Raw genomic sequence first — 19665 nt, forward strand, 5'->3', positions numbered from 1 at the left:
GTTGTGTTCAGTTCAGATCCATTAAGTAGGGGTTGCGTCGCATGTGTGGCATCGTCGGTATCGTCGGTAAGTCGAACGTCAATCAGGCGCTGTATGACGCRCTAACCGTCCTCCAGCACCGCGGCCAGGACGCTGCCGGTATCGTGACCAGCCACGATGGCCGGTTATTCCTGCGCAAGGACAATGGCCTGGTGCGTGACGTGTTCCATCAGCGTCACATGCAGCGCCTGGTCGGCCACATGGGCATTGGCCATGTGCGTTATCCGACCGCGGGCAGCTCGACCTCGGCCGAAGCTCAACCGTTTTACGTCAACTCGCCGTACGGCATCACCCTGGCGCACAACGGTAACCTGACCAACGTTGAACAATTGGCCAAGGAGATTTACGAATCTGACCTGCGCCACGTCAACACCAACTCCGATTCGGAAGTGCTGCTCAACGTGTTCGCACACGAGCTGGCCCAGCGTGGCAAGTTGCAGCCGACTGAAGAAGACGTGTTCGCGGCCGTCACCGACGTGCACAACCGTTGCGTCGGTGGTTACGCGGTCGTGGCGATGGTGACCGGTTATGGCATCGTCGGTTTCCGCGATCCGCACGGCATCCGCCCAATCGTTTTCGGTCAGCGTCACACCGATGAAGGCGTCGAGTACATGATCGCCTCCGAAAGCGTTTCGCTGGACGTGCTCGGTTTCACCCTGATTCGCGACCTGGCACCCGGCGAAGCGGTCTACATTACTGAAGACGGCAAGCTGCACACCCGTCAGTGCGCGACCAACCCGTCGCTGACCCCGTGCATCTTCGAACACGTCTACCTGGCACGTCCGGACTCGATCATCGACGGCGTTTCGGTTTACAAGGCCCGTCTGCGCATGGGCGAGAAGCTCGCCGAGAAGATCCTGCGCGAGCGTCCGGACCACGACATCGACGTGGTCATCCCGATTCCGGACACCAGCCGCACCGCGGCCCTGGAGCTGGCGAACCACTTGGGCGTCAAGTTCCGCGAAGGCTTCGTGAAGAACCGCTACATCGGTCGGACCTTCATCATGCCGGGTCAGGCTGCGCGGAAAAAATCCGTACGCCAGAAGCTCAACGCCATCGAACTGGAGTTCCGCGGCAAGAACGTGATGCTGGTGGACGACTCCATCGTTCGCGGCACCACCTGCAAGCAGATCATCCAGATGGCGCGCGAAGCCGGCGCCAAAAACGTCTATTTCTGCTCCGCGGCCCCGGCCGTGCGTTACCCGAACGTCTACGGCATCGACATGCCGAGCGCTCACGAGCTGATCGCCCACAACCGTTCGACCCAGGACGTGGCCGACCTGATCGGCGCTGACTGGTTGATCTATCAAGATCTGCCTGACTTGATCGAAGCGGTCGGTGGCGGCAAGATCAAGATCGACAAGTTCGATTGCGCGGTGTTCGATGGCCATTACGTCACCGGCGACGTCGACGAGGCTTACCTGAACAAGATCGAGCAGGCACGTAACGATGCCTCCAAGGTCAAGACCCAGGCAGTCAGTGCGATCATTGATCTGTACAACAACTGAGTAACTACCGGCCCTGAGGGGCCGGTTTTGTATCTACTAAATAAAGAGCAAGGCAAGGAGTGACAGCATGAGTCAGGATTGGGATGCCGGTCGGCTGGACAGCGACCTCGAAGGTGTAGCGTTCGATACCCTGGCCGTACGCGCCGGTCAGCACCGCACGCCGGAAGGCGAACACGGTGATCCGATGTTCTTCACTTCCAGCTACGTATTCCGTACCGCCGCCGACGCGGCTGCACGCTTTGCCGGTGAAGTACCAGGTAACGTTTACTCGCGCTACACCAACCCGACCGTGCGCGCATTCGAAGAGCGCATTGCCGCGCTGGAAAGCGCCGAGCAAGCCGTGGCTACGGCGACTGGCATGGCCGCGATCATGGCGGTGGTAATGAGTCTGTGCAGTGCCGGCGATCACGTGCTGGTGTCGCGCAGCGTGTTCGGCTCGACCATCAGTCTGTTCGAGAAGTACTTCAAGCGCTTTGGCATCGAAGTCGATTACGTAGCTCTGGCGGACTTGTCCGGCTGGGATGCGGCGATCAAGGCCAACACCAAATTGCTTTTCGTGGAATCGCCTTCCAACCCACTGGCCGAGCTGGTGGATATCACCGCCCTGTCGGAAATCGCTCACGCCAAGGGCGCGATGCTGGTGGTCGACAACTGCTTCTGCACGCCTGCGCTGCAGCAGCCACTGAAGCTGGGCGCGGACATTGTCGTGCACTCGGCGACCAAGTTCATCGACGGCCAGGGTCGTTGCATGGGCGGTGTCGTGGCGGGTCGCAGCGAGCAGATGAAGGAAGTCGTCGGTTTCCTGCGCACTGCCGGGCCGACCCTGAGTCCGTTCAATGCCTGGATTTTCCTCAAGGGCCTGGAAACGCTGAGCCTGCGCATGAAGGCGCATTGCGCCAATGCCCAGCAACTGGCTGAGTGGCTGGAGCAGCAGGACGGCATCGAGAAAGTCCATTACGCCGGCCTCAAGAGCCATCCGCAGCACGAACTGGCCCAGCGTCAGCAGAAGGGTTTCGGTGCAGTCGTGAGTTTTGAGGTCAAGGGCGGCAAAGAGGGCGCCTGGCGCTTTATCGATGCGACTCGCCTGATCTCCATTACCGCCAACCTGGGCGACAGCAAAACCACCATCACGCACCCGAGCACCACCTCTCACGGCCGTCTGGCGCCGCAAGAGCGTGAAGCTGCGGGGATTCGTGACAGCCTGATTCGCATTGCGGTCGGTCTGGAAGACGTGGCAGACCTGCAAGCCGATCTGGCGCGCGGGTTGGCTGCCTTGTGATTGAGTTGTCGTCGCCGACCACGGGTACCCATGGCCGCGTCGCGCTGGTCACCGGTGCCGCGCGCGGCATTGGCCTGGGCATTGCGGCCTGGCTGATCAGCGAAGGCTGGCAGGTGGTGTTGACCGATCTGGATCGCGAGCGTGGTTCGAAAGTGGCGAAGGTGCTCGGCGAAAACGCCTGGTTCATCGCCATGGACGTCGCGAATGAAGCGCAGGTGGCGCTGGGTGTGGCCGAGGTGCTGGGGCAGTTCGGGCGTCTGGATGCGCTGGTGTGCAATGCGGCGGTGGCCGATCCGCACAACATCACCCTGGAAAGCCTCGACCTGGCCTACTGGAACCGGGTGTTGGCAGTGAACCTCAGTGGGCCGATGCTGTTGGCCAAGCACTGTGCGCCGTACCTGCGCGCTCACAGCGGCGCGATCGTCAACCTGGCCTCGACCCGCGCCGCGCAGTCGGAACCCGACACAGAGGCTTATGCGGCGAGCAAGGGCGGCCTGTTGGCCCTGACTCACGCCCTGGCCATCAGTTTGGGGCCAGAGATTCGCGTCAATGCGGTCAGTCCCGGCTGGATCGATGCACGGGATCCAGCGGCACGGCGCGCCGAACCGCTGACTGACGCCGATCATGCGCAGCATCCGGCGGGCAGGGTAGGGACCGTCGAAGACGTGGCGGCAATGGTGGCCTGGTTGCTGTCGAAGAACGCTGGTTTTGTCACGGGCCAGGAGTTTGTGGTCGATGGTGGCATGACCAAGAAGATGATTTACAGCGAGTAACAGGGCAGGGGCGCTGTCCCCGGCGTTGATGTTGAATGTGTTGCCATCATCGTCGGCTCGCCGCCGAGAGTCGGGTCGCTCCCACATTAGAAAACCTGTTGTCTGAAGAGGCGCGGTCCACTGTGGGGGCGAGCGTGCTCGCGAAAGCGGTCTGGCGGTTGTCGGCCTCGTCCGGAATGACACGATTTTGTCTTTTTTAGAAAAACTTCAAGCGGGGTATTGACTTAGCTTCGGTACCTGCGTAAATTTCGCGGCCTCAGAGATGCAAAGGGTGATTAGCTCAGCTGGGAGAGCGTCTGCCTTACAAGCAGAATGTCGGCGGTTCGATCCCGTCATCACCCACCAACTCTTGAGACTCTTGTGTAAGCAAGAGGGAAGCTGAAAAGCCTCCACCGACGCGCAGCGGTAGTTCAGTCGGTTAGAATACCGGCCTGTCACGCCGGGGGTCGCGGGTTCGAGTCCCGTCCGCTGCGCCATATTTTCCGAGTCAGGTTTACCCTGGTTCGAGATTGAAAAGCGAGATTGAAAAGTCTCGAAGTTTCAATCAGACGAGTTACTTGAGCGTCAGCTCAAAGCGATACGCAGCGGTAGTTCAGTCGGTTAGAATACCGGCCTGTCACGCCGGGGGTCGCGGGTTCGAGTCCCGTCCGCTGCGCCATATCTGCCTCAAGGCCCACTGAACGCCTTGAAGCTACGAAGAAGGCCGTTGGCAATCTTCGAGTCGATAGCAAAGACCCTGGTCGAAAGACCGGGGTTTTTTGTGTCTGCGATTTGGCTTTTTCTTCTTTCGCGCCTTTGCGCTCTGATCCTTCTGCATCCAGTCTCGGCGCTACAACGGCCGAGTCACTTTGCGCGCCACTGACATCTGTTGGGCTTCGACGGCGACTTCGCTACAAGAAGTCGCCGCTCCTGAGTCGGTCGATCAGACCCCGAGCTTGTCCCGCAATCCGTAATACCAGGCGCCCAACGCTGCGAACGGTGTGCGCAGCAATTGCCCGCCGGGGAACGGGTAGTGGGGGAGGTCGGCGAAGGCGTCGAAGCGTTCAGCCTGACCACGCAATGCTTCGGCCAATACCTTGCCCGCCAGGTGCGTATACGTCACGCCGTGGCCACTGCAGCCCTGGGAGTAGTAGATGTTATCGCCCAGTCGCCCGACCTGAGGAAGACGCGACAGGGTCAGCAGGAAATTGCCGGTCCAGGCGTAATCGATCTTCACGTCCTTGAGTTGCGGGAAGGCCTTGAGCATCTTCGGTCGAATGATCGCCTCGATGTTCGCCGGGTCCCGCGCGCCATACACCACGCCGCCACCAAATATCAGGCGTTTGTCGGCGCTCAGGCGGTAGTAGTCGAGCAGGTAGTTACAGTCTTCGACGCAGTAGTCCTGAGGCAGCAGGCGCTTGGCCAATTCATCGCCCAAGGGTTCGGTGGTGATCACTTGAGTCCCGCAGGGCATCGACTTGGCCGCCAGCTCCGGCACCAGATTGCCGATGTACGCGTTGCCGGCGACGATGATGAACTTGGCCCTGACCTTGCCCTGAGGCGTATGCACCACCGGGTTGGCACTGCGCTCGATGCGCACTGCCGGCGATTGCTCGTAAATAGTGCCGCCCAACGACTCCACGGCTGCTGCTTCGCCCAAGGCAAGATTGAGTGGATGAATATGCCCGCCACTCATATCGAGCATGCCGCCGACATATTGATCGCAAGCCACTACCTCGCGGATGCGACGCTGATCCAACAGCTCAAGCTGCGTGTGACCGAAACGCTCCCACAGGCGCTTCTGAGACTCCAGATGGCCMATCTGCTTGTCGGTAATGGCGGCGAACACACCGCCATCCTTCAAGTCGCACTGGATATTATATTTGGCCACTCGTTCACGAATGATCCGCCCACCTTCGAACGCCATCTGCCCCAGCAACTGAGCTTGCTTGGGGCCGACGCTGCGCTCAATCACATCGATATCACGGCTGTAGCTGTTAACGATCTGGCCACCGTTGCGTCCCGACGCACCGAAACCGACCTTGGCGGCTTCCAGCACCGTAACCTTGAAACCGTTTTCCAGCAGGAACAGGGCAGAGGACAGGCCGGTGTAACCGGCGCCGATTACACAGACATCAGTCTCTACATCATCCTGCAAGGCCGGGCGCGCTGGCGCTGCATTGGCCGACGCGGCGTAATAGGACTCTGGGTAGGGAGTGTTCGCCATCCTGCAGCCTCTGTTTAATATATTTTACGAGTGCATTGATCCTACCCGAGTTAAAAATCGACCGCCAGCCACCGGAAAATCTTCTTTGCCACAGCGAAATTAAATATTTTGCATATTCATAGGGTTAGGTGAAAAAAAGGTGTTGACACCCCTCCGGAATTCCGTAGAATGCCGCCTCACAGCAGGCACGTAGCTCAGTTGGTTAGAGCACCACCTTGACATGGTGGGGGTCGTTGGTTCGAGTCCAATCGCGCCTACCAAACAAAATCCGCTCTGCTGGGCGGTCTGGAAGGGCTCACCGAAAGGTGGGCCCTTTTTTGTTGTCCGCGATTTACCTGGCTTTTGCAAAATCCTCAAAAACGCCAACTCGGCGCCTTACTTCCAGTAAACACTGTTGCTGAACTAATACCGCCATAGCCGTCTACATTCTTCAGGGGACATCCCCTTTCGGAGAGAATGGATATGTTTAGATCTCGCTCGTTGATCGCCGCTATGACGTGTCTTGCCTTGGTGTCTGGTTCAGTGACTGCATTGGCCGACCCGGGAAACGGGAAAGGCCAGGGAGGTGGCAAGGGAAATCCACAATACAACCAGGACCATGGCAACTCCGGCCATGGAAACAAGGGGAAAGGTTCAGGGGGGGGCGATTGGAGTCACGGCCCGAGCATCGACCACGGTAACGTCCTTGGCATCGTGGGTGGTTATCGTGACTACTGGAGCCCCGGGCCCGCCTTGCCACCCGGTATTCAGAAAAACCTCGCGCGCGGTAAACCTCTGCCGCCGGGGATCGCCAAAAAACTCGATGGCCGTCTGCTCGGCCAGCTTCCCCACTACGATGGCTATGAGTGGCAGCAGGCTGGCACTGACTTGATTTTGGTGGCCATCGCTACCGGGATCATCTACGAGGTGCTCAATGGTGCGTTCGATTGATGTGAGGGCGATAAATTTCAATTGCGCCCTTGCCGCATAACGACCCGCAACATCGCGGGAAGCAGTGTGCCGGTTCGATCACTGCACATTGCTTGCCCGCTGGTCGCCGGCCTTTGAACTGTGTGGGGGGGATACGGTCAATTATTCCGTGCAATATCAACCTCCACGGAACCTCACCATGCTATTAAAAAACAAGAGTTTTGTTGCCGTCATGTCCTGCGTGATGATGCTTGCAGCCGCCCCGTTATTGCCCGCTGAACTGTCCATCATGAGCTCCGCCTACGCGAAGGATGGTGGCAATGGAGGTGGTGGTGGCGGTGGTAACGGTGGTGGCAATGGCGGCGGTAACGGCGGTGGTCATGGTGGCAACGGCGGTTCCGGCCATTCCGGCGGCGTCAGTAGCAATGGCCGTGGCGCAGGCTTGAGTAGCGACCATGTCGGTCTTGGTGCAGGCTTGAGTGGCACCCATGTCGGCCGTGGTGCAGGCTTGAGTGGCACCCATGTCGGCCGTGGCGCAGGCTTGAGTGGCACCCATGTTGGCCGTGGCGCAGGCTTGAGTGGCGCCCATGTCGGCCGTGGCGCAGGCTTGAGCAGTGATCACGCCGGCAAAGCCGTCCGGGACCATGGCGTCAATGGCAACCACTTTGGTAGCGAACGTAACAGTGACCGTGGCCATGGCGCAGTCACTTCGGGCATTGCGCATTCCAGGGACACGCGAGGAGTTGCCAAGGCCTCTGCCATTTCGGCCACTACGCCTGGCGATCACAACACGAAAGGGTTGAGCAGCGCTCGTACTTCGATCTCGAAACGACTGGATTAAGTCCAGGACTCTCAAAAACCGGGTATCCATCAGGAACCCGGTTTTTTTTCGCCTGCAATTTGCCCGATGGCGAGGTGCGGGAGATCAGCCCAGCTACATGCGTGAGCAAATCCGACACGATGGACTACTACTGTAAGGCTGATTCAACTTTGTCCTGATGGGAGTATGTCGATGCTGGCTCACTGGTTTCTGGCGGCGGTTCACCTCTTGGCCTTTGGTCTGGGTTTTTGGGCTGTACTGACCCGCGGTACGGCGTTACGTCGTCTGAGTGCCGGGGCAGGGGACGCTCGCCGTGTTTTGATTGCAGATAATCTGTGGGGGATCTCTGCAGTCACTCTGCTGATCACGGGTGGGCTACGAGCCTTTGGCGGGTACGAAAAAGGCACTGATTACTATCTTCACCAACCCCTGTTTCATCTCAAGATGACGCTCTTGGTGTTCATCCTGTTGCTTGAGATTGCACCGATGGTGACGCTGATCAAATGGCGGATTGCGCTGGGGCGCGGCGCGGCTATCGATACCGGCCGCGCAACGCTGTTTGCCCGTATCAGTCATATCGAGGCGCTGTTGCTGGTGCTAATGGTCGTGGCGGCCACGGGCATGGCGCGTGGTGTGACGTTTGGTTAACCGGGCAGGGGAGCGCTCTTTCTCGCTGCAAATCCGAAACGTCTGACAGTCATGGCAGGAGCCAGGGCAGTAGTATCGGCTCCGTGTTGCGATGGCATCGCAAAGAGAGACGGAGCGCAGAACGATGCGGCACTTGAATCTTAGCCAGCCGTTACTCGAGGCAGAATGGGCTGGCTACTGACTGCAGCAGGATTCAGGGCGTTTGCGGCTTGTCCGGGGCGGTCAGGCCAGCCTGGATGCGTTGATAAATTTCTTCGCGATGCACCGCAACGTCTTTCGGGGCGTTGATGCCAATCCTGACTTGCTGGCCGCTAACGCCCAGGATGGTGATCGTAATGTCATCACCGATGTTTATGCTTTCACCGACTTTGCGGGTGAGTATCAGCATGGTTTTCTCCTTGATTGCTTTGTAGGGCACCTGATTCGGACAGTGCAGAGGTCGGTATTAGATATAGATTAGTGCGAAGTTTCACGGTTTGGGTGCCTCTTTCTGACGCGCAGATGCTGCATTAATTCCCAAGGTGTAACTATACAGAGGCCGCCACCATCATTCTCGTTGTTTTGAGCCCATTTTGCGGCACTCGGGATGGATCCATGGATGTTAAAATCGCCGCTTTAAGCATTCGGAGGAAAGCGTTGTGCGCAAAATGGTCTTGGTAATCGCGGTACTGACGCTGGCCGGATGCGGTGAGGATAAAGGGGTTGACGCTCAAAAGCCGCAACCGGCAGTCGCCTCCGTCCCCGCGGCGGTAACGGGCCCGCAGTGGGACGTCGAAGTGCGTGGCGAGACCCCCCAGGCGGTCAGTGACCTGAGCGGTTGGTTGATTGAGCACAGCTTCGTTCCCAACATCGTGAAGGAAAATGGAAAGGTTCGTATTCTGGTCGGGCCGTTCGGCTCGCAAGCCGAGGCGCAGGCGAGGCAAGCTGAAATAACGGCGGCGCTGACCCGGGCGAAAAAAATGAACATCGAATCGCTGATCGTCGAACACCCAACGGCTCAGTAACCGTCCTTTTCGCAACGCGCAGACCCGCATGCCGGGTGATGTGCCAGGGAAGCGATCTGCGAGGTCGCTTCCCTGATGATGCGTCGGCATAAACGTTACATCAAATTATTTTGCGGCAATCCCAGCAGGCTGGTCAGAGTGTTGATGATCGCTTGTTGCCGGGCACGGTCTGTCTGGTGCACGGCTTCCGCGGCGGCGACATCAGCATCGCAGTGGGGGCACGTCACTTCGTGTGCATGGATGTACTGCAAGCAGCCACGACACAGCGCCAGTTGCGGTGGAATACGTCCTTCGTCAGGCGATTTCTGGCCCTGGTTCGCCCAGGCCAGTTTGATCACCTGGCCGCTGTCGCTGACGCTGTTCACCTTCTCGCCGGTATCGATACGCTCGGTAATCAGATCAAAACGTCCGACGGCGAAGGAGGTTTTTGCCGCATCCTCGAGCTTGACGATGCGCTCGCGTAGCCCGCGTTTTTGCAGGTCCAGCGCGCGGTAATGGCAGTAGGGATTATTGCCGGGTTTGCCAAGCAGGGAGTGCGAGGTCCAGGTGCAGCCGCCACGGCAGACGTCGTTGTAGTAACAGCCTCGGCAGTAGCCCCACAGGTCGTCGACCGACCGCAGGCGGCCAAAGTGCATGCCTTCGCTGTAATGCCAGATATCGTGCAGGCTCATGTTGCGTACGTTGCCGCCCGAAAATCCAACCGTGGCCAATGACGGGCAACCCTTTACCGTGCCGTCGGCTTCCAGCGCCAGCACGGTCTGGCCGGCGGCGCAGCCGCTCCAGTGCACGCGCTCGTCGCCGAAGCCACGCCACATGTGCTCGTAAGGGCCGTAGTAACCGATGTTGTTGCCCACGTTCATCAGCAGGCCGCGATCAACCCCTTCGCGGTAGAGGCGCGCCAGCAACGGCATCACTTCCAGCAGTTGGTAGGGTTGCAACAGCAGCTCCGGGTGATCGACGGCATTGCCCATGGCGACCGTCAGCTGGATCTGCCAGTGAGTGGCGCCGAGGTCGATGATCAGGTCCATCAGCTCGGGCAAGTCGGGCAACGTGGCCGCGCCGATTTGTGTGTTGACGCTCACCGCAAGCCCGGACTGTTTGGCGCGTCGCAGGGTGTCCACCGCCTTGTCGAACGAGCCCGGAACATTGCGCACTGCGTCATGCAGTGGGGCCAGTCCATCCAGTGACACACCGACGCCATTGAGTCCGGCGTCCACCGCTGCCTGCATTTTCGCGGGCGTCAGGTTGCGCCCACCGGTTTGTATCGCGCAATACATGCCGTGATCGTGGATAGCCTGGATCAGTTGGGTCCAGTCCTTGCGCAAATAGGCTTCACCGCCGATCAGGGTGATCTCGCGGGTGCCGAGTGCCGCCAGGGAATCGATAACGTCCAGGCACTCCCGGGTGTTCAGTTCATCGGGGCGTCGATGGCCGGCGCGTGAGCCGCAATGCAAGCATTTGAGATCGCAAGCCAGAGTGATTTCCCAGACCACATGCACCGGCACGTAGCGTTTGAGGTCGGTTTCACTGAGGTAGCGGGCAGGGCGACTGTCTGACATGGGAAATCCTTGCGCACCAACGCGTGCGCGGCACGAATCCATCGAAGTGTTCGCGCCTTCCTTGAGTCAATGGCGCGACCGGATTTACCTTTTGTTGTTGGTCTATAGCGCGGAGTCTGTGGGAGCGGGCTTGCCTGCTCCCACAGGGGGGTGCGCTTAACTGCCCGGGGTTAGCGGGCCTCCAGGCGGGCGATTTCAGCGTTCAACTGCTCCAGAGCGCTGCGCAGGGCACCGCTGTTGGCCAATTGCTGTTCACCCTGGCTTACCACGGACTTCAGTTGCGCCAGGTCACCGCTGGTTTGCGCCTGCTGTACCGCGACGGCATAGAGCGGCACCGCATGGTGCGGATGCTCTGGGCGCTCAATCACTGGAGCCTGGCTGACAGCTGCGTGTTTCACGTAATGCCAGATACCCTGGTCCTGGTACTTGTAGTCGACATAACCGCTCGCCCAGTCGGCGCCTAAAATGCCTTTCAAGCCGAAAGTTTGGGCGATCTGGCTGAGAGGGCCGCTCGGGCTGCCCGCCAAGGTGAGGATGATGTGGTTTTCGGCCGTCGGCACCAGTTTGGCCTCGGAGTATTCACCCCATACACGGGCACGGAAGTTGAGAGGCGGATAGGTGCTTTGGAAAATGCTGGCAACCCCGCTGACTTTTTTCTTTACGGTATCTACCAGCAGATCCAGGGTTAAAACCGGTGCGCCCAATAGGTGACTACTGACATTCAGGCGGGTATGAAAAAGTCCGATTGACATGGTGCTACTCCCTTATTTGTATTCAGGACAACTCGGGCATGTTTCGTGAGCGGGTCAGCGGCGTTCCTGCCGGCTGATTTCGCCCTTGGCCGTTTCAAGCGCGCTCTGCAGTTGGGGTTGCTGATCCAGTTGTTGTTGGGCCAGGCGGGCCAGGTTTTTCATCTGGGCCAGGTCACCGCTGGCAATGGCACTTTGAATCGGTGCGGCGTACAGCGGCATGATCGGTGGATAGGCTGGAATGACCGGGCCGGGCTCCAAAGGCACTGATTTATAAGCGTTGGAGGGTACCGCCTCGACAAGATGAGCGGGAGCAGTGACCTGGACCCACCGTTCACCATTGAAGTACTCGTAATTGGCGACACCTTCTCTCCAGTCGCTATCGACCACCAGATGCAACTTGAAATTCACGATTGAGTTCGAGCCTGGGCCGCCGTTATTACCTTGAGCAGTGATCAGGATCTTGCTGACGCCAGGGCTCATGACCGTCAGGTAGGTGTATTCGCCCCAGACATCGGAGTGCACATCCAGTGGTGGGTTAGTGGCCTGAGTAATTTCGGCAGTGCCGCTTACCGTTTGATCTGGGGTAAAAACCAGAAGATTGAGTGCCAGGTTTTGTGCGCCGGCGGCCGAAGTGCCAATTCGGTAGCAGAGTGGGAACAAGCCGACAGGTTGCTGATTAGAACCAGACATAATTATTGCCTCCATTGCAATAAGGGGCGCGGAAATAGCTATCAGTGCTTTTCCAGGCGTGCGATTTCCTTAACCAACTGCTCGTAAGCAGTGTTTAGCTCTTTATTTTCTGGTGTGGATGCATCGCGTTGTTTCAACAGCGTCTTCATTTGCGGCAGGTCGCCTGCCTTGATCGCGCCTTGGATGGCCACCCCATAGGGGGGCATGCTATGGCGAGTTGAACTGCTCATAACGACTCCTTCCGTGGTATTTGCGGGCACTGCTGTCATCAGCAGTTTTTGCAGTTAAGCAGGCGCCGATAAATATGCAATGGGCTGTGCAAGAGTAATTTTTAATATCGTTTTATTTATCGCGGCGGGTGAGCAGTCGAGATATTTGATATTAAGATTGGCGATAAGTTAGTGCGATTCCTCATGAGTCCTTATTGTTTTTATCGCCATTGATGAAGAATGATGGGGCGGTCTGTAACGCCTCTGGACTGAGATGATTCAAACAGCACTGACCTTGCGCCCGAACCGTTCCCGATATACCGAAGGCGGCACGCCGACCACGCTGCGAAATGCCACCCGGAAACTCTCCACCGAGCGATAACCGCAGTGCTGGGCAATCTGGTCAGTGTTTTGATTCGTGCTCTCCAGCAGCTCGCGGGCCCGGGCCAGGCGTTCATGCTGCAGCCACGCTTTGGGCGGCATACCGCTGGCTTCGGTGAACCGCCGCAGGAACGTGCGCTCACTCATGGCCGCCTCGCTGGCGAGGTCGCGAACCTCCAGTGGTTCATGCAGACGTTCCCGCGCCCACTGCATGACCCGCGACAGATCGCTGCGCGGCGTCGGGCTGACCGGTGACGGAATGAACTGTGCCTGGCCGCCGGTGCGTTGCGGCGACATCACCAACCGCCGGGCCACCGAGTTGGCCACCTGCGTGCCGAAATCCCGCGCGACCAGATGCAGGCAGGCATCGATGCCGGCGGCGCTGCCTGCCGAAGTGATCAACTGGCCCGAATCGACATACAGCACGTCCGGATCCACCAGAATGTTCGGGAAGCGCTCGGCCAGTTCAGCGGTGTAGCGCCAATGGGTGGTGGCGCCGTGACCGTCCAGCAAACCGGTGGCCGCCAGTACGAATACCCCGGAACAGATCGACAGCAGCCGCGCGCCTCGGGCATGAGCCTGACGCAGGGCTGCGAGCAAGGGCTCCGGCACCGGTGCGCTGCGGTCGCGCCAGCCGGGGATGATGATGGTTCGGGCGCGCTCAAGCAGTTCCATCCCGCCGTCGGCCAGCACCTGAATGCCGCCCATGGCGCGCATCGGCCCTTGGTCGACGGCGACGATGCGGTGCTCGTACCAAGGGAAATCGAACTCTGGCCGCGCCAGGCCGAAGATCTCCACGGCAATGCCGAATTCGAAGGTACAGAGGCCGTCGTAGGCCAGAATCGCGACTAAACCTGGGGTGGGCTGCATTTGGCGGAAAATTCCCGGTGAGTGTCTTGTGCGCCACTGTAGCGGCAAGGCCGGAGCAGATAAAGTTTTCTCACACCCACTGAGACTTTGGAGTACAGCCCATGCCTAGCCTGGTTCGCGAGATTCCCGCAGCCCCGTCCGCCATCGCCCTGATGCACTTCAGCAATCGTCTGACCTTCGAAACCGATTGTTCCGACGTCTACAGCAGCCAAGAGGCCGGCGAGGTGGATTTTGTTCTGGTGGACGTGCGCGGACCGTTGGCGTTCGAACGCGGACATGTGCCAGGCGCGATCAACATCCCGAGTCGATTGATCACAGCTGATGGCTTGGCGGCCTATCCGAAGTCCACGCTGTTTGTGGTCTATTGCGCCGGACCTCACTGCAACGGCGCCAACAAGGCCGCGGTGAAACTGGCGGCGCTGGGTTACCCGGTCAAGGAGATGATCGGCGGGGTGACCGGGTGGCTGGATGAAGGGTTTGAGTTGAGTGTTGCGGTTGCTCACACCGCCAAGACAGTCATTGGTTGTGAATGCTGACGTTCAGATACAGGTGATCAAATGTGGCGAGGGGGCTTGCCCCCGTTGGGTCGCGAAGCGGCCCCAAACCAGTCACTGCGATCCCCAAGGATTTACGACTGCTTCGCAGCCGAACGGGGGCAAGCCCCCTCGCCACTGGATACTGTCCACCATCCATCCAGCGTCACCCGCAACCAGTCAAACACCGTTGCATAAGCGGCGCTGTCTTGCGGCTCCCGGGGCAACGGTGATTCCTCGCCAAAGTGCTCATTGAGGATCGCCACCGATTCAGCATTCCATTCCGGGTGGAACTGCAACCCCACCCGCGTCGGGCCAACGCGATACATCTGCTGCTCACAAACCTGGCTGCTGGCCAGCAACTGCGCAGAGGGCGGCAGATCGATCGCGTCTTCGTGCCATTCCAGCACCTTCAGCGTCTGGCCATCGGCAAAGGTCACGGTAGTCCAGCCGGTTTCGGTGTGAGCCATCCGCCGCACATTGCCGCCCAGGCTCAGCGCCAGCAACTGCGCCCCCAGGCAAATCGCGAACACCGCCGCGCCCTGATCCAGGCTGCCCGCCAGCCACTGACGCTCTGTTTCCAGCCATACCGGCCCGGCACCTGATTCATAAGGCCCACCCAATAGAATCAGCGGTGTCGCGCTCACCGACGGCAACTGACCGAGGTCGGCGCGAAACACGTTCAGGGTAATGCCTCGGGACCGGGCCCATTCGGCAATGGCGCCGGGGCCTTCGGCAGGATGGTGCTGGATCAGATTCAGCGCGGGCATCACGTTTCTCTTGTGGGGGCGGTTGGCGGGTCAATGTGAGGCAAAAAAAGGTTCATCGCCAGTGCGACTCTTCGATCGGATCAGTACCCGAAAATGTGTAGGTTTTGTCTGAAGCAAAGGATTGTCCTACAGTCCGTGCACCACCTCGGAGCACACTTCAAGTGCGTCGAATCCCTCGGCTTCTTTTTTATAAGTATTTGTCGCCTAAACACAATTTGCCCTCCTGTAGCCGCTCTAGACTGCCGGCCACTTCGGTCTTCACTAGCCGAAAGTTGCCAATCGAAAGCTGCCAATAAAAGCCTCCGCACACAGGAGTTATAAATGAAGAAGCGAGTGATGTTCGGTGCCCTGGCACTGTCGATGTTGTCCCTGACCGCCGTGGCCGAAGACGCCAAACCGATTCGCCTCGGGATCGAAGCCGGTTACCCGCCATTCTCGATGAAAACCCCCGACGGCAAACTCACCGGTTTCGACGTGGACATCGGTGACGCGCTGTGTGAACAGATGAAAGTGAAGTGCACTTGGGTCGAGCAAGAGTTCGATGGCCTGATCCCGGCCCTGAAGGTCAAGAAAATCGACGCGATCCTGTCGTCCATGACCATCACCGACGACCGCAAGAAGAACGTCGATTTCACCATCAAGTACTACCACACCCCGGCGCGCTTCGTGATGAAGGAAGGCACCAACGTCAAGGATCCACTGACCGAGCTCAAGGGCAAGAAAGTGGGTGTACTGCGCGCCAGTACCCACGACCGCTTCGCCACCGAAGTGCTGGTGCCGGCCGGCATCGACCTGGTGCGTTATGGTTCCCAGCAGGAAGCCAACCTGGACATGGTTGCCGGTCGCCTTGACGCGATGCTGGCCGACTCGGTCAACCTGGACGACGGTTTCCTGAAAACCGACGCCGGTAAAGGTTTCGCATTTGTTGGCCCGACCTATGAAGACGCCAAGTACTTCGGCGGTGGTGCCGGTATTGCCGTGCGCAAGGGCGATAAAGAGCTGGCAGACAAATTCAACACCGCCATCACTGAAATTCGCGCCAACGGCAAGTACAAGCAAGTGCAGGACAAGTACTTCAACTTCGATGTTTACGGCCATTAATACGCCGTAGAGAAGTGGCCACCGTGGATGCGGTGGCCATTTTTTCATGCTGGACTTTGTGGGTGCGGGCAGGCTTGCTCCCACAAGAATGGCCTCATCGCACAGATATTCAGGAGTCCCCATGCAACGCATCGATCATTCACTGCCCTGGAGCCATCTGGGGACTGAACGCACGCTCAGCGTGTTTCGTTATGGCGCGGGTACTCGCAAGGTTTACATCCAGGCCAGCCTGCACGCGGACGAACTGCCGGGCATGCGCACCGCCTGGGAACTGAAGAAGCGTCTGGCCGAGCTCGAAACCCAGGGGCAACTTCAGGGCATTATCGAACTGGTGCCGGTAGCCAATCCCATCGGCCTCGATCAGCACCTGCAAGGCAGCCACATGGGTCGCTTCGAATTGGGCAGCGGCAAGAACTTCAACCGCTCGTTCGTTGAACTCAGCGCACCGGTGGCTGAGTTGATCGGCGATCAATTGGGTGGTGACGCCCAGGCCAACATCGTACTGATTCGCCAGACCATGGGGCAGGTGCTCGATGGTTTGCCGGCACCGCTTTCGCAATTGGAAGCCATGCACCGCTTGCTGCTGCGCCACGCCTGCGAGGCCGACATCACCCTCGACTTGCATTGCGATTTCGACGCGGCGATTCACCTGTATGCCTTGCCGCAGCATTGGCCGCAATGGCGCTCCCTGGCGGCTCGCCTGAAGGCCGGGGTGGCGTTGTTGTGTGAGGATTCCGGCGGCAGCTCTTTCGATGAGTCGTGCTCTACGCCGTGGTTGCGCCTGGCACGGGCCTTTCCCGAGGCAGCGATCCCGCCGGCCAACCTGGCGACCACGCTGGAGCTGGGCAGCATGGGCGATACACGGGTCGATCAGGCCCAGGCCAACTGCGAGGCGATCCTGGGGTTCCTCGCCGAACAGGGTTTCATCACCGGCACCTGGCCGTCAGCGCCAAGCGAATGTTGTGAGGGCCTGCCGTTCGAAGGCACCGAGTACCTGTTTGCACCGCATCACGGGGTGGTCAGTTTCCTGCGCAATTCAGGTGAATGGGTGGAGCGGGGCGACGCGTTGTTTGAAGTAGTCGATCCATTGAGCGACCGGGCCACCACCGTGTGCGCCGGAACCAGCGGCGTGCTGTTTGCCATCGATCGCGGACGCTACACGCAACCGGGCACCTGGCAGGCGAAAGTCGCCGGACGTGAGCCGATCCGGGTCGGGAAACTGGTCAACGACTGACGTCTCGACGCGATTCAACATGTAGGCGCTGCCTCTTGCGGGGGCGCGGTGCATCAGAGGGAAACGGTGCATCGGCGGGAAGAGATGTTAGGCTCTGCCCCGAATCCTGCGCGCTGTGAAGGAAGGTTTATGTTGAAGTTTCTCGCTCTGCTCACGCTCCTGGCGTCCACCGCCGTCCACGCTGAAATCCCGCTACACACCGATCTGCCGCTCAAGTACCTGGAACAGGCCAACGTTGAATCCCGTAACCAGCCCTTGGTGATTTTCCTGCACGGTTACGGCAGCAACGAGCAGGACCTGTTCGGCATCAAGGATGAATTGCCGCCGCAGTACACCTACCTGTCGGTGCGGGCGCCGATGACGTTGGAAGAGGGCAGTTACCAGTGGTTTCGCAAAAAGGGCGAGGGCGCCTATAACGGCGAGACTGACGACCTGAAAACCAGCCGCCAGGTGCTGCTGGATTTCGTCGCACAAGCGGCAAAAAAATATCACACCGAAGCGGACAAGGTTTTCCTGGTGGGCTTCAGCCAGGGCGCGATCATGTCCTATGAAGTCGCGTTGCGTCATCCCGAGGCGGTGGGCGGCATTGCGGCGTTGAGCGGGCGCATTCTGCCGGTGCTCAAGTCCGAACTCAAACCGGATGAAAAACGCCAGCCGCTGGCAATTTTCATCGGTCATGGCACCGCCGACAAACGCCTGCCCTACACCGACGGCACTGAGGCCGACAGCCTGTTGCAAAGCCTGTCACTCAAGCCCGAGTTCCATGCCTACGAAGGCGTCGGCCACAGTATCAGCGCCACCGAGATGCAGGATTTGAGCGCCTGGTTGCAGCGCCTCAATCCCTGAGCCGGTCGGGTTTATTTGCCGGTGATGATCTGGTTCACCAGCGTTTCGTGGCCGGTTTTGTCGTTGGGGCGGGAGATGACCTGAATGATGGCCATGCGAGTGCCAGAGGCGGCCATCAGCGAGGTGTCGAGGGTCATGCCGCCGCCTTGGGTGGCGGTGCTGTCGATCTGTCGCAGGCCCAGCCCCGTGCTTTTCTGGGTCAGGCTTTTTTCGCTCAGCTTGTTGAAGTCCGGCAAGGCGTTGCGTTGCTCGGTGGCGAAGGCGGACACGGTGGCGTCGAGGAACTCACCGTCGTTGTCCTTGACGTTGGCGCCGCCGGGAATGGTGTTTTCAGCGGCAATCACCACGGTTTTAGTGGTCTGGTTGGTGTACATCGTGCCCGTCGCCCCGGCGGTACCGGTGGCCGCGTCGCCGGCCGGCAGCGGATTGGCGATGAAGCCCTTGGGCAGGGTGAAGGTGAACTTGCCGCCGAGCATCGAGACCTTCTGGGTCGGCGCTTTGTCGCTGGTAGTGGCCTTGGCCGCCTGCGCATTCAAGGCCCCCATGCTGGCAGCCGCTGTCAGCAGCAGAACAACGGCTTTTTTACTCAACAATGACATTCAAACTCTCCGTGGGATGGTCGCGCTATGACGGCGATCATCCCATGGATTGCGATTTGTAGCAGCAGCCTCGCAAGCTCGACAGCTGCTACACAAGGCGTGTGGTGATCATCGTTGCCGTTCGTTGAAACGATAAGGCGCCGGGCGCAATGCCCGTTGTTTAGTCACCAACAGCATCCCGAGCGAGGCGCCTATCCCCAATGCAAATCCCATCCAGCCGAACCTCGGCAACGCCAACGCCAGCACCAGACAAAACGCCGCGAACGAATACATCCCGGTTGCCGTGGCCCTGAGCAACGCCGCCGTAAACGCTGGCCCGCGAGTCTGCTGGGAAAACACCGCCATCACACTGCCCAGCACCGGGAACACTGCGAGCAATCCGCTCCAGCGCTCGCCGACGGTGCTGGCCAGCAGCGTCACGGCCAACGTGAGCAGGGCGCCAGCCATCATGCGCAGCAGCAGTTTGTCGGATTTGGGCGCCGGGCCTGAAACGACGGGTTGCACCGAGGGAAACAGGTACGGCGCGGCCAGCAACGCGGTGGCGGCGGCGATCACCGAGAGCGCCAGCGATGGCGGGATCAGCGACAGCACAACAGCCACCGACGCCCAGACCAGCAGCGCCATCGTTAGCGCCCACGGCCAGCTCAAGCGTTGTGCGACCTGGGCATACGTCACGCAGAAGGCAATCATCGCGAACATGGCTGACAGCGCCGCCGTTGCCGCTTGAGCGGCGAACACATGGCCTTGCTCGATGGCGAGGAACAACAGAATCGGCCCGACCACCACCGGCAACCCCGACAGCCAACCAGCCACGCTTGGTCCCCAGCGTTTACCGGCCAGGGAAATCAGCAGCAGAAACCCCGGGATCACCAGCAGCTTGAGCATCAGCACGCACGCATCTCCATTTGTGTGTGCCGGTCACGTTAGCATTGCGG

21 protein-coding genes and 4 tRNA genes are annotated in these 19665 nt (G+C 59.5%); 15 read left to right on the forward strand and 10 right to left on the reverse strand.

The annotated features are described in order from the left end of the window. Positions 1-41 precede the first annotated feature (41 nt). The 6 genes from purF (at position 42) to AC1DIS_RS11285 (ending at position 4257) form a co-directional block, all read left to right on the forward strand. Positions 42-1547 (forward strand): amidophosphoribosyltransferase, encoded by a 1506-nt coding sequence (gene purF / locus AC1DIS_RS11260; RefSeq protein ID WP_018928088.1) that lies wholly within the window; start codon positions 42-44, stop codon positions 1545-1547. A 67-nt stretch (positions 1548-1614) separates the two neighbouring features. Further along, complete coding sequence (locus tag AC1DIS_RS11265; RefSeq protein ID WP_018928087.1) at positions 1615-2826, forward strand: O-succinylhomoserine sulfhydrylase; 1212 nt, start codon at positions 1615-1617, stop codon at positions 2824-2826. Beyond that, on the forward strand, positions 2823-3599 hold the full coding sequence (locus AC1DIS_RS11270) for an SDR family oxidoreductase (protein WP_018928086.1): 777 nt from the start codon (positions 2823-2825) through the stop codon (positions 3597-3599). The genes AC1DIS_RS11265 and AC1DIS_RS11270 overlap by 4 nt, the downstream gene beginning before the upstream one ends. Before the next feature lie 269 nt (positions 3600-3868). Beyond that, positions 3869-3944, forward strand: a tRNA-Val gene (locus AC1DIS_RS11275). Positions 3945-3998: 54 nt separating this feature from the next. After that, positions 3999-4075 (forward strand) — tRNA-Asp (locus AC1DIS_RS11280). Between the two features lie 105 nt (positions 4076-4180). After that, a tRNA-Asp gene (locus AC1DIS_RS11285) sits at positions 4181-4257 on the forward strand. Between the two features lie 264 nt (positions 4258-4521). On the opposite strand, the gene AC1DIS_RS11290 is transcribed toward AC1DIS_RS11285, so the two are convergent. Then, positions 4522-5805, reverse strand: a complete 1284-nt coding sequence (locus AC1DIS_RS11290; protein ID WP_477780884.1) for an NAD(P)/FAD-dependent oxidoreductase — start codon at positions 5803-5805, stop codon at positions 4522-4524. Positions 5806-5988: 183 nt separating this feature from the next. Between AC1DIS_RS11290 and AC1DIS_RS11295 the strand changes: the two genes are divergently transcribed. The 4 genes from AC1DIS_RS11295 to AC1DIS_RS11310 all read left to right on the forward strand — a co-directional run bounded on the left by AC1DIS_RS11295 (position 5989) and on the right by AC1DIS_RS11310 (position 8182). Continuing rightward, positions 5989-6065 (forward strand) — tRNA-Val (locus tag AC1DIS_RS11295). Positions 6066-6267: 202 nt separating this feature from the next. Continuing rightward, positions 6268-6735, forward strand: a complete 468-nt coding sequence (locus AC1DIS_RS11300; RefSeq protein ID WP_477744437.1) for an anti-virulence regulator CigR family protein — start codon at positions 6268-6270, stop codon at positions 6733-6735. A gap of 178 nt (positions 6736-6913) precedes the next feature. Continuing rightward, entirely contained in the window at positions 6914-7555 is a 642-nt protein-coding gene (locus AC1DIS_RS11305; RefSeq protein ID WP_477744438.1) for a hypothetical protein, read from the forward strand. 171 nt (positions 7556-7726) lie between these two features. Further along, positions 7727-8182 (forward strand): DUF2214 family protein, encoded by a 456-nt coding sequence (locus AC1DIS_RS11310; RefSeq protein WP_018928082.1) that lies wholly within the window; start codon positions 7727-7729, stop codon positions 8180-8182. A 193-nt stretch (positions 8183-8375) separates the two neighbouring features. Here the strand turns inward: AC1DIS_RS11310 and csrA are convergent, their stop codons facing one another. Then, positions 8376-8570 (reverse strand): carbon storage regulator CsrA, encoded by a 195-nt coding sequence (gene csrA / locus AC1DIS_RS11315; protein ID WP_007938114.1) that lies wholly within the window; start codon positions 8568-8570, stop codon positions 8376-8378. 250 nt (positions 8571-8820) lie between these two features. Between csrA and AC1DIS_RS11320 the strand changes: the two genes are divergently transcribed. Continuing rightward, positions 8821-9186, forward strand: coding sequence for an SPOR domain-containing protein (locus AC1DIS_RS11320; RefSeq protein ID WP_477744439.1), 366 nt, complete (start codon positions 8821-8823; stop codon positions 9184-9186). A gap of 95 nt (positions 9187-9281) precedes the next feature. Here AC1DIS_RS11320 and AC1DIS_RS11325 read toward each other — a convergent pair whose 3' ends face one another. The 5 genes from AC1DIS_RS11325 to ftrA all read right to left on the reverse strand — a co-directional run bounded on the left by AC1DIS_RS11325 (position 9282) and on the right by ftrA (position 13647). Further along, positions 9282-10745 (reverse strand): GDL motif peptide-associated radical SAM/SPASM maturase, encoded by a 1464-nt coding sequence (locus AC1DIS_RS11325; protein WP_305412005.1) that lies wholly within the window; start codon positions 10743-10745, stop codon positions 9282-9284. A 170-nt stretch (positions 10746-10915) separates the two neighbouring features. Further along, positions 10916-11497, reverse strand: a complete 582-nt coding sequence (locus AC1DIS_RS11330; protein ID WP_018928079.1) for a DUF1842 domain-containing protein — start codon at positions 11495-11497, stop codon at positions 10916-10918. Positions 11498-11551: 54 nt separating this feature from the next. Continuing rightward, the gene (locus AC1DIS_RS11335; RefSeq protein WP_477744440.1) at positions 11552-12187 is read right to left on the reverse strand and encodes a DUF1842 domain-containing protein; all 636 of its coding nucleotides are present in this window, start codon (positions 12185-12187) and stop codon (positions 11552-11554) included. Between the two features lie 41 nt (positions 12188-12228). Further along, the gene (locus AC1DIS_RS11340; protein ID WP_477744441.1) at positions 12229-12417 is read right to left on the reverse strand and encodes a DUF1843 domain-containing protein; all 189 of its coding nucleotides are present in this window, start codon (positions 12415-12417) and stop codon (positions 12229-12231) included. Positions 12418-12675: 258 nt separating this feature from the next. Beyond that, positions 12676-13647: a transcriptional regulator FtrA gene (ftrA, locus tag AC1DIS_RS11345; protein WP_019649323.1), complete on the reverse strand. Its 972-nt coding sequence runs from the start codon at positions 13645-13647 to the stop codon at positions 12676-12678. 101 nt (positions 13648-13748) lie between these two features. Here ftrA and AC1DIS_RS11350 point away from each other — a divergent pair, with 101 nt between their 5' ends. After that, complete coding sequence (locus tag AC1DIS_RS11350) at positions 13749-14183, forward strand: rhodanese-like domain-containing protein (RefSeq protein ID WP_477744443.1); 435 nt, start codon at positions 13749-13751, stop codon at positions 14181-14183. Between the two features lie 92 nt (positions 14184-14275). Here AC1DIS_RS11350 and AC1DIS_RS11355 read toward each other — a convergent pair whose 3' ends face one another. Further along, a complete protein-coding gene (locus tag AC1DIS_RS11355; protein ID WP_477744444.1) occupies positions 14276-14950 on the reverse strand; it encodes a type 1 glutamine amidotransferase in 675 nt (224 codons plus the stop codon). A 321-nt stretch (positions 14951-15271) separates the two neighbouring features. Between AC1DIS_RS11355 and AC1DIS_RS11360 the strand changes: the two genes are divergently transcribed. From AC1DIS_RS11360 to AC1DIS_RS11370, 3 genes are all read left to right on the forward strand, one after another. Then, complete coding sequence (locus AC1DIS_RS11360) at positions 15272-16051, forward strand: ABC transporter substrate-binding protein (RefSeq protein WP_018928073.1); 780 nt, start codon at positions 15272-15274, stop codon at positions 16049-16051. A 121-nt stretch (positions 16052-16172) separates the two neighbouring features. After that, positions 16173-17285: a succinylglutamate desuccinylase/aspartoacylase family protein gene (locus AC1DIS_RS11365; RefSeq protein WP_064617001.1), complete on the forward strand. Its 1113-nt coding sequence runs from the start codon at positions 16173-16175 to the stop codon at positions 17283-17285. 129 nt (positions 17286-17414) lie between these two features. After that, complete coding sequence (locus AC1DIS_RS11370) at positions 17415-18131, forward strand: alpha/beta hydrolase (protein ID WP_349746651.1); 717 nt, start codon at positions 17415-17417, stop codon at positions 18129-18131. An 11-nt stretch (positions 18132-18142) separates the two neighbouring features. Here AC1DIS_RS11370 and AC1DIS_RS11375 read toward each other — a convergent pair whose 3' ends face one another. After that, positions 18143-18730: a DcrB/PsbP domain-containing protein gene (locus tag AC1DIS_RS11375; RefSeq protein ID WP_477744445.1), complete on the reverse strand. Its 588-nt coding sequence runs from the start codon at positions 18728-18730 to the stop codon at positions 18143-18145. Between the two features lie 108 nt (positions 18731-18838). Further along, entirely contained in the window at positions 18839-19621 is a 783-nt protein-coding gene (locus tag AC1DIS_RS11380; RefSeq protein WP_457326973.1) for a hypothetical protein, read from the reverse strand. Between the last annotated feature and the right edge of the window lie 44 nt (positions 19622-19665).

The sequence above is a fragment of the Pseudomonas sp. 05N433 genome (assembly GCF_056396925.1).